Below are 11427 nucleotides of genomic sequence, written 5' to 3'. Positions count from 1 at the left end.
CGGCACCGCCGAGCCCGGGCCGAACGATCCGCTCTGATCCTCGTGCTTCGTCATAGTGATCATCTTCATACTCCTCATCTATCGGAGGAACCTCACACACAATCCATCTGACACGCCCGCGCCCGCGCACCTGTTCTACCAGCGGCGGGTGCGCCGCCAGTTCCTTACCCACGCCCGTCCGCACCCGAAAGGAAGCACCCGCCGTGTCATCGTCTGAGAACCTCCCCCTGCGGGATGCCGCCGTGGGCATCGCGGGATACCGCTCCAGCCGCACCGATCCTCTCGCCGGCCCGACCGCCGCAGTGCTGGACCTGCTGGCCCGGTACGGGGTCACCGCTGCGCGGATCGATTCGCGCACGTGGGAGGAACTGGCGCTGATGCGCGCGCTCCACCGGGAACACGCTCCCACCACGGCCCTCCACGGCGGCGGGCCGGTCCTGATCGACCGCGCTCCGCGCCTGGAGCGCGAACTGTGGGTCACCCGACGCGACGATATCGATGTCGCCGTCGCCACCGCCGAACACCAGCGAGTCACATGGCTCCCGGTGGGAATCGCCGATCCCGACCTCGCCGCCCACGCCGTGGAGACCGCCCATCGGGCAGGACTGCGAGTGAGCGCCGAAGGGATCGGAGACGTGCCCGGACTCGGACCCGACGACCACGTCGGAGCGATGCCCGACGTGCTGCGCCGCATCGACGACACCCCGCTCACGCTGCTGCAGCGATGGGCCGAGGCCGCCGATGACGGCATCCGACTGCTGCGCGGCGCCGTCGACGCGGGCGCGACGGTCGGCAGCGGGCTACTGGCCCTGCGACGGGCGGTGTTCGTACGCGAAGCGTTGGATGCCCCGTTCCTGGACGAACTCGAACCGATCCTGCCGCACGCCTCCCATCTGCGTGAGCTCAAGCGCCCCGGCGGCTACCTGGTGGCCAAGCGCCAGCTGCGTCAACACGCGGGCCTGCGCGAACCGACCCGCGCCGAAGCCGAACGTGCTGAGGCGGGCTGGCGCAACCTGCTGTCGGCTGCGGCAACCGTCGCCGACGCGGTCGTACCCGCCAGCCGCGCCCCGCAGTTCACGTCGGTGCCCGGCTACGCGCTGCACGAGGAACTCGCGGTCCTCACGCACGCGGGCCTAGACCCGCACCGACCCGCCGAACACCGCGTGTTCGCCGGAACGCCCCGCCCTGAGCGGGTCGGAACTGATTGACCGCACCCGCACAACCCCGGACATCTGCACAACTCCGGCAAACAGCACAACCCCGGCAATCTGCACAACTCCGCACCAGCACTGCCCCCGGCACCCGGAAAACCACTGATCCCCGCAGCTACGCAGCAAACAGCAGGCCCAGCCACCACAACCTCCGCACCTGCACAACTCCGGAGATCTGCACAACTCCGGCAATCTGCACAACCCCGCACCCACACAACCCCCGGCATCCGGAAAACCGCAGATTGCCGCACCAACGCACGACTCCGAGCACCTGCACCTAGGCGGCGGCTCGGCGCGCCTCGTACGGTGGAGACACCTCGACCGAGCGGAGAAACCAGAGTCATGGAAGACCAGATCAAGAAGTGGACCTCGGCGATACTCGACCACCTGCCCGCGCTACTCATCGGCGTCGCACTGGTCGTCGTGTCGTTCCTGCTGGCGACCCTGGCGCGGCGCATCGCGCGGCGCGCGGCGGAACGGGCGGACGTGCCCGGCGGCGTGCAGAAGGTCATCGCCCGCACGACGTATGCCGTCACCCTCGGGCTGGGCCTCATCGTCGCCGTCAGCGTGGGACTGCCCGGCATCAACCTCGGGGCCGCGTTCGGGGCGCTCGGCATCGGCAGCATCATCGCCGGGTTCGCCTTGAAGGACATCATCGAGAACTGGGTCGCCGGCACCCTCATCCTGTTCACCCGGCCGTTCGTGATCGGTGACCAGATCCAATCCGGCACCGATGAGGGCACGGTGCGCGACATCCAGTTCCGTGCCACCATCCTGCAGACCTACGACCACCGGGCCGTCGTGATCCCCAACAGCGAGCTGTACACCGGCCGGGTCACCGTCAACACCCGGTACGAGCAGGTGCGCCACAAGGTGCCGCTCACCTTCCCCAACGGCTACGAGATCGAGCCGCTGCGCACCGCGATCACCGAGGTGCTCACCTCGGTGGACAACGTCGCGAACGACCCGGCACCCGACGTCATGGTGACCGAACTGGGCGACTACTCCACGACGCTGACCGCGCGTTTCTGGGTGGGTCCGCCGGGTACCCACGGCGATGTGACCCACGTGACCAACGCCATCCTCACGGCACTTTTCGACCGGTTCGGCGACATGGGCCTGCAGAACATCCGCCCCGAAATGGTCGTCTACGACGCCGGCGCACCGAGCCGCCCGGCATCGCTCTGACCGTCAGCGCGCTCAGCGCGCTCAGTGCCGGGCCGCCTGCCGCTCGATCCGCGAGACTACAGCGGGGCTATCGAGACAGTGCGGATAACCCGTGGTCTCGATCACGCGGCTGTAGTCTCGCGGTCGGGGCGGGTGGGGCAAGTGGCGCGGGACAGCGGCGCGGGACGCTGGATCAGTTCGATCAGGTTCCCTTCCGGGTCGGCGACGAAGGCGACCGGCAGCCCCGACATCGGGGACGGGCCGGGCGGGGTGATCTCGCCCGCGCCGGCGGCCACCAACGCGGCATAGTGAGTCGCGACGTCGTCCACCCGCAGACACAGATGCCCGTAGCCGTGCACGCGCATCGAGTCGGCGGGGCTCTGCGCACGCACCTGCGGCTGCGACCCCTGCCGCTCCAGCAGTTCCAGCGCCCACCCGTCGACCGGGTCGACGAGGAACTGGGTGCGCATGCCGGCATCCGGTTTCACCGTCGGCGGCAGCGCCAGCAGCCCCAGCGCGCCCACGTACCACGCCGCCTGCGCGTCGAGGTCACCCACCGACACCCCGACGTGATCGAGCGCGGTCACCGGCTCAGTCCAGCTCGGCGAAGGTCTCCGCGACCCAGTCCGCGATGATGCCGCCGACGTAGGGCATGTTGTCGATCGAGATGTGCTCGGTGCCGCCCTCGGGGTCGTCGAACAGCCGCAGTTCACGCTTGGGCGAGTTGACGGCCTGCTCGTACGACTGGTGCGCGTACTTCACGTTGATCTGCCGGTCGCCGACACCGTGAGTGATCAGGAACGGCACCGTGATCTTGTCGACCACGCCGTTGAGCGTCATGCCGCGGGTCTTCTCGATGAAGTCGTCCATGTCGGACGCGCCCCACACCCAGAACACGTGGTCCCAGTAGTGCGGCACCGGGTTCTCGCCCTCGCGGTGGCGGCGCCCCTCCTGCACCTCGAACCAGTTGTGGTTCGCGCCCCACGCCACGCCCAGCTTGAGGCGCTTCTCGAACGCGAGGGCACGCGGCGCGTAGTGGCCGCCCAGGGACCACCCCTCGATGCCGATCTTGTCGGGGTCGATGCCCAGCTCGGCGGCGTTCGCCTCCAGCCAGTCGATGATCGCGCCGGCCCACACCTCGGTGTCGTACCGGGACTTCAGGCCGCGCAGCCGCAGCGCCTCGCCGGAACCGGGGGTGTCGACCATGAGCGTCGAGATGCCACGGTCGGCCAGCATCTGCGGGAACTGGGAATAGTACATCATCTCTTTGGTGGAATCCAGCCCGTTCCACATGATCATCACCGGCTTCGGGCCGTCGCCGGGGGCGCGGTAGAAGTACCCGGGCAGCGCCGAGTCGACGTCCTCGTCGGCGGGGGCGTAGGGGATGTCGACTGTCGTAAGCGGGATGCCGAGCAGTTCCACGTGCTTCAGAAGCAGATCGATCGACTTCTGGTAGGCGGCGTTGCGCCCCTCCCACTTCGGCGACTGCAGCCGCTCGGCCTGCGACGTGTACAGCGACGCCCGGTAGTAGGTCTCACCGGCGCCGATCCGCCGGCCCCGGGCCTCGTCGTCGCGGGCCTTCGCAATCAGCCGGTCGGCGACCGCCTCCCACGACGCGTACAGCTCTTCGGTGCCGGCGTCGTCACCGTTCTCCGATGCCAGCAGCACCGGCTTGCAGGCGCGGTCGACCTCGTCGATGTAGCCGCCGTTGTTGAGGCTGGCGACGACCGCCATACTCCAGACGTAGTTGTTCGGGAAGTACATGAACATGGGTGGATCTCCAGTCGAGAGCGGATCAGGACGAGGTTTCGGAGCGGACGGCGTCGGAGAGGAAGGTCGCCACGCCCGACAGCTTCTGGCCACCGTCGACGCCGATCTCGGCGCCCGTGACGAACGACGCGGCATCCGACAGCAGGAACACCACGACGCCGGCGACCTCTTCGGGCTGACCGCCGCGGTGCAGCGGCGAGACGGCGACGTTGGCCTCCAGGAACGCGGTGGGCGCATTCGCGGTCATCTCGGTGTGGATGTAGCCGGGATGAACGATGTTGACGCGGATGCCGCGCGGACCGAGCTCGGTCGCGCACGAGTGCGTGAGACCTCGGATCGCCCATTTGCTGGCCGTGTAAGCGGCGGTGTAGTGGCCGGTGACTCCGGCGGCGGAGCCGATGTTGACGATGGCGGACCCGGCATCCATCAACGGCATGAGGGCCTGGATACCGAGCATGGCACCGGTGACGTTGACGGCGAGCACCCGGTCCCAGTCCTCGCGCACGACGTGCCCGATGCGGGTGCGCTGGGTGACGCCGGCGTTGTTGACCAGGCCCTTGACGGTGCGTCCGGCCAGGGACCCGGCCAGCGCCGTCCAGTCGGCCTCGCTCGTGACGTCGAGCCGGCGGTAGGCGACGGTTCCGGCGAGGTCTGCGGCGGCGGCGAGCAGCTCGGGGGCGTCGTCGCGCATGTCGGCGGCGATCACGTCGGCCCCCTGCTGGGCGAGCATCAGCGCTTCCTGCGCGCCCTGCCCTCCCGCGGCGCCCGTGATGACGAAGAGGTTGCCCGCGATGCCGGGCAGGTGCACCTCGCTCACGCGGTCACCGCCCCGGCGCGGTCGAGCAGTTCGAGGAAGTTGCCCTCCGGGTCGGTCACGAACGCGAACCGCACGTCGGGTTCGGGCGACGGGCCCGGCTCCGACACGGCGGTCGCCCCCGCGGCGATCAGCCGCTCGAAGACGGCGTCGACGTCGTCGACCCGGAAGCACACGTGCGCCCAGCCTTGATTGAGCAGCGCGTCGGGCGGGGTGGTCGCCGGGGGGTGGTGCACGGAACCCTGCCGCTCCAGCAGTTCGATGGCGAGCCCGTCGGGGCCGAGCAGGAACGCCCCGCGCAGTCCCACCGGCGCGATCTCGAACGGGTGCACCGCCTCGAACCCGAACGCGCGGCGGTACCAGGCGATCTGGGCGTCGAGGTCGGCGACCGACAGGCCGACATGGTCCACGTGCATGCTGCTCTCCTCAGTCCCGCGGCCCGTGCCGCATCAGCGAGTCCCGGATGTCGCCGGGGAGGGCGTCGAGCACATCTTCCCCGAAGGTGCCGCCGACCAGCACGAACACGACCCGCGCGATCGTGTCGCCACGATTTGCCCAGGCGTGATCGGTGCCGCGCTGGATCACGATGTCACCGGCGCGCGCGGTCACCTCGCTGTCGTCGAGGATGAGGGTGATCTCCCCCTCCAGTACGATGCCGTAGTCGATCGATTCGGTGCGGTGCACCGGCGACTGCAGTCCGCGCTCGTCGAGGTGCCCGGGCAGGAACTCGTTGATGCGGATGCGGGTGCCGTTGACCGGCGGTGGCACCGTGATCGACCCGGCGGTGGGGTCTTCCGGCCCCGCGCCGATCACGGCCGGGGCTTGCGGGGTCACCCACACCTCGTGGAAGGCGACGCCGTCGTCGGGAAGCTCCCGGGTGACCGGGACTGGACCGTCGCTGACGACGACCGACGCTCCCACCGCGGTGTGCCCGGTGACGATGCGCCGCGGAACACGGAACCCGTCGGGCTGGCCGGCGGTCACGGGGCCGGCACCAGCGCGGCGAGGGCTTTGCCCATGACCGGGCCGGGCTCGGCATCCGGCGTGCCGGGGTTCTGCTCCCAGTGGGCCAGTTGCAGCGAGGCATCCACGACGCCCTTGATGCGCGGGATGCGGCGAGCGTAGAACGCGGCGAGCTGCTCCTCGAAATCGCCCTCCTCGGTGATGTACTGGGCGAACAGCAGCGAGTCCTCGACGCACTGCGCAGCGCCCTGCGCGATGAGCGGCGGCACGGCGTGCACGACCTCGCCGAGGGCGACGACGCGGCCGGAGTGCCACGGGCCCTCCACGAAGATCCACTCGATCTCCTGGAAGTTCAGGAACGTGTCGGCGTTGAGGGATTCGCGCAGGTGGTCGAAGTCGCCGTGGAAGTTCGCCATGAGGCGCTGCACCTCCTGCCATCCTTCCAGCCCGTTGTCGGGTCGCTCGGGCCGGCACAGCACGAAGATGTAGCACTGGGTGTCGCTGACGGGTGTGTAGCCCACCTTGAAGGCACCGCCGTCATCGCCCATCGGGAACGAGATGCCGCCGGTCATGTGGGGCAGGCGCGAGGTGACCGCGCGCCAGATGCCGAGGCCGCTGGGGGCGCGGTCCTCCGTGATGCCGAGCGTGGGGCGGGTCTGCGACTTGATGCCCTCCGCCACCACGATCACGTCCCACTCCTCGCGGGTGCCGTCGGAGAGCACCGAGGTGGCCGTGTCGGCGTTGTTCTCGTACGAGGTCAGCTCCAGGCCCAGCCGGATCTCCACGCCCAGCGACTCGGCTTTGCGCACCAGGATCTCGTGCAGGTCGGGACGCAACGCGCCGATCGTGGCGGGCAGGTCCTCACCGCCGGTCTTGGGGGTGACGAGCTCTTCGAGCACGGTGCCGTTGGACAGTGTGAGAGTGACGGCATTCTCGGCGTGGCCGACCTCGAGGATCTCGTCGATGACGCCGATCTCCTTGAAGACCCGCAGGGCGTTGCCCTGGATCGTCAGGCCGTGCCCGACCCGCGCCCACGCGGGGGCCTTGTCGACCAACGTGACCTGGACGCCCCGCTCCGCGAGCGCGATCGCCGCTGTCAACCCGGTGAAACCGCCACCGACGATGAGCACCTTTCGTACCGACATCCTTGTCTCCCGTTCGTCGTTATCGGGACGCGTCCTCGCGATCCACCCCACACGCTAGAGCGGGGTCACCGGGCGCACCAATCGACGTACCCGATGCCTGATATCAGCGCCGAACCTGCGCCCCGTCGTGGCGCGGGCCCGGGTCGGCGCATGGGTGCGGCTGATGCGTGGTATCCCGGACGCGCATGACCGGTCGCGCCGGCTGCGCCCTAGATTCGAAGGATCGCAACGTGCGCGGCTCGCCCACGTGCGCGGACCAACGATAGGAAGTGTCGACGATGACGGAACGACTCGTATCCCACCTGCGCTACGGCGCACTGGCCGTGCCCGACTTCGAGACGGAGCGCGACTTCTTCACCCGTCACTGGGGGTTGACCGAGGTACACGCCCAGGACGGGCTGAGCTACCTGGCAGCCGAGGGCTCGGAAGAGCCGTTCATCCTGCGACTGCGCCGCGATGACAAGCGGGTCGACCTGGCCGGGTTCGGCGTCGCCACCCGCGCGAACGTCGACGCGCTGGCTGCCAAGCTGCACGCGGAGGGCGTCGAGTTCATCCACGATCCGCAGGAACTCACCGGCTTCAGCGGCGGGTACGGGTTCCGCGTCTTCGACGGCGACGGGCGGGCGCTGGAGTTCGCCACCGGGTACCAGACCCGTACGGCCCGCAAGATCCGCGAGCGCGAGCCGATCCCGGCGAAGCTGTCGCACATGGTGTTCAACACCGTCGACCTGGCCAAGACCGCGCAGTGGTACATCGATCACCTCGACTTCACGATCTCGGACTCGCTGGTGCGCCCCGACGGGGTCGACATGATGCACTTCCTGCGCTGCAACCCGAATCACCACTCGATCGCGGTCGCAATGGGCCCGCACCACTCGCTGCATCATCTGTCGTTCGAGATGCGCGGCATCGAGGAGTGGATGCGCGGCTCCGGCAAGATCCTCCGCTCCGGGGCGCGCATGATCTGGGGTCCGGGGCGTCACAACGCCGGGGACAACACGTTCGCCTACTTCCTCGACCCGGCCGGGAACACGATCGAGTACACGACCGAGTTGTCGATGGTCGACGACGACAACTGGGTCGCCCACAAGCACGACATCAGCGAATTGTCGACGCAGGACCAGTGGGGCACGGCGCAGGAGATGAGCGAGCTGGTCGCGCGGGAGTCCTTCAACGACATCGACAAGGGCCTTTTCGTCGCACCGCCGGTGTGACCCGATCCGGATTCGAGGAGCAACAATGACACGCATCCACGTCGCCGTCGATCACGGCGGTTACGAACTGGGACGCCGTCTCGCCGAGCGCGCCACCGCCGCCGGGTTCGACGTGCACTGGCACGGTGCCGACGTGCTCGACCCGGGCGATGACTACCCGATCTTCTGTGTCCGCGTCGGTCAGGCCGTCGTCACCGACCAGGATGCCGGGGTCGACGCGTTCGGCGTGCTGGTGCTCGACGACGCCGTCGCCGGCGTGGTCGCCGCCAACAAGGTCAACGGCGCCCGGGCGGTCACGACCGCGTCGCCGCGCGCCGCGATGCACGCGCGCGCCGTCGTCGACGCGAATGTGCTCGTTCTCGACGGCATCGCCTACGAGGAGTCGGCGTGGCTGAACGTCGCGGCGTTCGTGACGGCGCCGATGGAGCAGACGGTTGAGCGCGGCCGCCAGATCCTGCAGATCGAGGAGTTCGAGAACGCCGGCACGATCGAGGGCTGGGCGATCCAGCTCGAGCCCGAGCAGATCCTCCGCACCTACACCTGACCCCCTCCGCCCCTCTCCCACCCCTCACCCCTCATTCCGCGAGACTACAGCCGTGCTATCGAGACAGTGCGGATAACCCACGGTCTCGACCACGCGGCTGTAGTCTCGCGGGAAGGGCAGGGCGGGGCAGGCGGCGGGGGCTTGGAACACGGGGGTGGGGAGGGGTGTTGTCACCTTGCAGGAGCAGGATCGATGAGGAGTGAGTATGAGCCGCGCAGCACTGTATGACACCACCGGGGGGCCCGATGTTCTCTACGTCGCGGAGGTCGCCGACACCGACCCGGGGCCGGGTGAGGTCACGATCCGGGTACGAGCGGCTGGGCTGAACCCGTTCGACGCCAAGATGCGAGCCGGCTTCATCCCCTCGCAGGCACCGTTCCCCCGCCGCATCGGCGGTGACGTCGCCGGAACGGTCGAGGCCGTCGGAGCGGATGCCGTGTACTGGGACGGCACGCCCGCCGCGGTGGGCGACGACGTGATGGGCCGCGCGGCCGGTGCCGTCGGCGACCGCGTGACCGCGCACGTGAACGAGCTGACCCGGCGTCCAGCGGCGCTGCCGGTCGAGGTCGCCGGCTCCCTGCAGGTGGCCGGTCTCACGGCCGTGTCGCTCCTGGCGACCGTGCCCGTCACGAGCGCCGACACCCTGCTGATCGGTGGCGCTGCGGGCGCGGTGGGGCTCGTGGCCGCGCAGCTGGCCCACGCCACCGGCGCACGCGTCATCGGCACCGCATCCCCCGTCAACCACGAACTGCTGCGCACGCTGGGGATCGAGCCGATCGCGTACGGCGACACCCTCGCCGCCCGTGTCGGCGCCCTCGGCACGATCACGGCGGTGTACGACTGCCACGGCCGCGACGCGCTCGACGCCGGGGTCGCGCTCGATGTGCCGGTGGACCGGATGGTGGCGATCGCCGCCTACGGGGCACTCGAGGAGATCGGTGCGCACAACGTGGAGCGGGACGCCCGCACGCCGGAGAACCTCGCCCGGCTGGCGGACGAGCTGGCCTCCGGGAAGCTCTCACTCCCGGTAGCCGCGACCTTCCCGCTCGACGAGGTCGTCGCGGCGTTCACGGCCGTCGAGTCCTCGCACGCGCCGGGCAAGATCGTCGTCACCCCGTAAATCGTGAGAGGCGTGGGCCGGTCGCACCGGCCCACGCGCCTCAGGCCTTCCAGACCGTCTGCAGGTTGCAGAACTCGCGGATGCCGACGGCGGCCAGTTCCCGGCCGACGCCGGAGTCCTTGACCCCGCCGAAGGGCAGCTCGGGGTACGAGGCGGTCATGCCGTTGATGAACACGGCGCCGGCATCGAGGTGACGGACGAACCAGTCCTGCTCGTCGGCATCCGTCGACCACACCGCCGAGCTGAGCCCGAACGTCGTGCCGTTGGCCACCCGGATCGCCTCTTCGCGGCTGTCCACCCGGTACACCGTCGCGACCGGCCCGAAGGCCTCCTCCAGGTGCAGGCGCATCGCCGGGGTGATGCCGGCGAGCACGGTCGGGGTGTAGAACCAGCCGTCGCGGTCGGGGGCGCTGCCGCCGGCGAGCACGGTCGCACCGTGCGAGACGGCGTCGGCTACCTGCTCGGCCAGTTCGTCGCGGCCCGACTCGGTGGCGATCGGCCCGACGTCGGTCGACTCGTCGAGGGGGTCGCCGACCGACAGGGCGGCCACCTTCTCGGCGAACAGCCGGGTGAACTCGTCGTAGACGTCGGCGTGCACGATGAAGCGTTTCGCGGCGATGCAGGACTGGCCGTTGTTCTGGTTGCGCGCGGTCACCGCCACCGTGGCGGCGCGCTCGACGTCGGCGCTGGGCATGACGATGAAGGGGTCGGATCCGCCGAGCTCGAGCACGACGTGCTTGACCTCACTGCCGGCGATGGCGGCCAGCGACCGGCCCGCGGGCTCCGAGCCGGTGAGGGTGGCGGCCTTCACGCGCGAATCGCGCAGCACCTTCTCGACGCGGGATGCCGGAATCAGCAGCGAGTGGAAGGCGCCGACCGGGAACCCGGCGCGCTCGAACAGCGTGTCGAGGTAGATCGCCGCCTGCGGGACGTTCGAGGCGTGCTTGAGCAGTCCGGTGTTTCCGGCCATGAGGGCGGGACCGGCGAAGCGCAGCACCTGCCAGAACGGGTAGTTCCACGGCATGACGGCCAGTACGATCCCGATCGGGGCGTAGCGGGTTCCCGCCTGCGTGGCACCCACGACGGACGGGTCGGTGAGGTGCTCGGCAGAGAGGAACTCCTCGGCCATGTCGGCGTAGTACCGCAGGCCCTTCGCGCTCTTGAGTACCTCGGCGCGGGCGCCGACGATCGGGCGGCCCATCTCGATCGTGATGATGCGGGCGAGGGTCTCGATGTCGTCTTCCATGAGCTGCGCGGCCGCGCGCATCCACTCGGCCCGCTGCGCGAAGGTCGTGTCACGCAGCGTCTCGAACGCGGCCTGCGCGGCGGCGATGCGCTGCTCGACCTCCGCCTCGGAGTGCGCCTCGAACTCCTGCTCGGTCTTGCCCGTGAACGGATTGATCGTCGCAATGGCCATGCGTGTGCTCCTCAACAGAACTGGGGTCGAGGTGAGCGTACGTCGTCGCGGCTACCGGCGTC

General features: G+C 69.5%; 12 protein-coding genes. 5 read left to right on the top strand and 7 right to left on the bottom strand.

Annotated features, from left to right (window positions below; all coding sequences use genetic code 11):
• Positions 1-203: 203 nt before the first annotated feature.
• Together ACK5KK_RS02600 and ACK5KK_RS02595 are read left to right on the top strand one after the other, a co-directional pair.
• On the top strand, positions 204-1208 hold the full coding sequence (locus ACK5KK_RS02600; RefSeq protein ID WP_416888534.1) for a hypothetical protein: 1005 nt from the start codon (positions 204-206) through the stop codon (positions 1206-1208).
• A gap of 345 nt (positions 1209-1553) precedes the next feature.
• On the top strand, positions 1554-2399 hold the full coding sequence (locus ACK5KK_RS02595) for a mechanosensitive ion channel family protein (protein ID WP_416888533.1): 846 nt from the start codon (positions 1554-1556) through the stop codon (positions 2397-2399).
• A 101-nt stretch (positions 2400-2500) separates the two neighbouring features.
• Here the strand turns inward: ACK5KK_RS02595 and ACK5KK_RS02590 are convergent, their stop codons facing one another.
• The 6 genes from ACK5KK_RS02590 to ACK5KK_RS02565 are packed head-to-tail and all read right to left on the bottom strand — an operon-like array spanning position 2501 to position 7070.
• The gene (locus ACK5KK_RS02590; RefSeq protein WP_416888532.1) at positions 2501-2965 is read right to left on the bottom strand and encodes a VOC family protein; all 465 of its coding nucleotides are present in this window, start codon (positions 2963-2965) and stop codon (positions 2501-2503) included.
• Positions 2966-2969: 4 nt separating this feature from the next.
• Positions 2970-4148: an alpha/beta hydrolase family protein gene (locus ACK5KK_RS02585; protein WP_416888531.1), complete on the bottom strand. Its 1179-nt coding sequence runs from the start codon at positions 4146-4148 to the stop codon at positions 2970-2972.
• Between the two features lie 25 nt (positions 4149-4173).
• A complete protein-coding gene (locus ACK5KK_RS02580; protein WP_416888530.1) occupies positions 4174-4965 on the bottom strand; it encodes an SDR family NAD(P)-dependent oxidoreductase in 792 nt (263 codons plus the stop codon).
• Positions 4962-5378 carry a VOC family protein gene (locus ACK5KK_RS02575; RefSeq protein ID WP_416888529.1) on the bottom strand — a complete coding sequence of 139 codons (417 nt, stop codon included), beginning with the start codon at positions 5376-5378 and terminating at the stop codon, positions 4962-4964. The genes ACK5KK_RS02580 and ACK5KK_RS02575 overlap by 4 nt, the downstream gene beginning before the upstream one ends.
• 10 nt (positions 5379-5388) lie before the next feature.
• Complete coding sequence (locus ACK5KK_RS02570; RefSeq protein ID WP_416888528.1) at positions 5389-5946, bottom strand: cupin domain-containing protein; 558 nt, start codon at positions 5944-5946, stop codon at positions 5389-5391.
• Positions 5943-7070, bottom strand: coding sequence for an FAD-dependent oxidoreductase (locus ACK5KK_RS02565; protein ID WP_416888527.1), 1128 nt, complete (start codon positions 7068-7070; stop codon positions 5943-5945). Before ACK5KK_RS02565 ends, ACK5KK_RS02570 begins: the two co-directional genes overlap by 4 nt.
• 278 nt (positions 7071-7348) lie before the next feature.
• On the opposite strand from ACK5KK_RS02565, the gene ACK5KK_RS02560 reads away from it, so the two are divergent.
• The 3 genes from ACK5KK_RS02560 (at position 7349) to ACK5KK_RS02550 (ending at position 9948) form a co-directional block, all read left to right on the top strand.
• Positions 7349-8284 carry a VOC family protein gene (locus ACK5KK_RS02560; RefSeq protein ID WP_416888526.1) on the top strand — a complete coding sequence of 312 codons (936 nt, stop codon included), beginning with the start codon at positions 7349-7351 and terminating at the stop codon, positions 8282-8284.
• A gap of 25 nt (positions 8285-8309) precedes the next feature.
• Positions 8310-8828: an RpiB/LacA/LacB family sugar-phosphate isomerase gene (locus tag ACK5KK_RS02555; RefSeq protein WP_416888525.1), complete on the top strand. Its 519-nt coding sequence runs from the start codon at positions 8310-8312 to the stop codon at positions 8826-8828.
• Positions 8829-9033: 205 nt separating this feature from the next.
• Entirely contained in the window at positions 9034-9948 is a 915-nt protein-coding gene (locus ACK5KK_RS02550; RefSeq protein ID WP_416888524.1) for an NADP-dependent oxidoreductase, read from the top strand.
• 40 nt (positions 9949-9988) lie between these two features.
• On the opposite strand, the gene ACK5KK_RS02545 is transcribed toward ACK5KK_RS02550, so the two are convergent.
• Positions 9989-11365: an NADP-dependent succinic semialdehyde dehydrogenase gene (locus tag ACK5KK_RS02545; RefSeq protein ID WP_416888523.1), complete on the bottom strand. Its 1377-nt coding sequence runs from the start codon at positions 11363-11365 to the stop codon at positions 9989-9991.
• Positions 11366-11427 lie beyond the last annotated feature (62 nt).

This window comes from Microbacterium sp. (assembly GCF_047972865.1).
GTDB lineage: Bacteria > Actinomycetota > Actinomycetes > Actinomycetales > Microbacteriaceae > Microbacterium.
Note: the sequence above shows the minus strand (reverse complement) of the source record. Positions and strands in the feature narration are given on the sequence as shown.

Bases quoted from the DNA above. Each gene is read 5' to 3' on its own strand.
- ACK5KK_RS02555 (WP_416888525.1), top strand. From the start codon at position 8,310: ATGACACGCATCCACGTCGCCGTCGATCACGGCGGTTACGAACTGGGA.
- ACK5KK_RS02565 (WP_416888527.1), bottom strand. From the start codon at position 7,070: ATGTCGGTACGAAAGGTGCTCATCGTCGGTGGCGGTTTCACCGGGTTG.
- ACK5KK_RS02545 (WP_416888523.1), bottom strand. From the start codon at position 11,365: ATGGCCATTGCGACGATCAATCCGTTCACGGGCAAGACCGAGCAGGAG.
- ACK5KK_RS02585 (WP_416888531.1), bottom strand. From the start codon at position 4,148: ATGTTCATGTACTTCCCGAACAACTACGTCTGGAGTATGGCGGTCGTC.
- ACK5KK_RS02575 (WP_416888529.1), bottom strand. From the start codon at position 5,378: ATGCACGTGGACCATGTCGGCCTGTCGGTCGCCGACCTCGACGCCCAG.
- ACK5KK_RS02560 (WP_416888526.1), top strand. From the start codon at position 7,349: ATGACGGAACGACTCGTATCCCACCTGCGCTACGGCGCACTGGCCGTG.
- ACK5KK_RS02550 (WP_416888524.1), top strand. From the start codon at position 9,034: ATGAGCCGCGCAGCACTGTATGACACCACCGGGGGGCCCGATGTTCTC.
- ACK5KK_RS02595 (WP_416888533.1), top strand. From the start codon at position 1,554: ATGGAAGACCAGATCAAGAAGTGGACCTCGGCGATACTCGACCACCTG.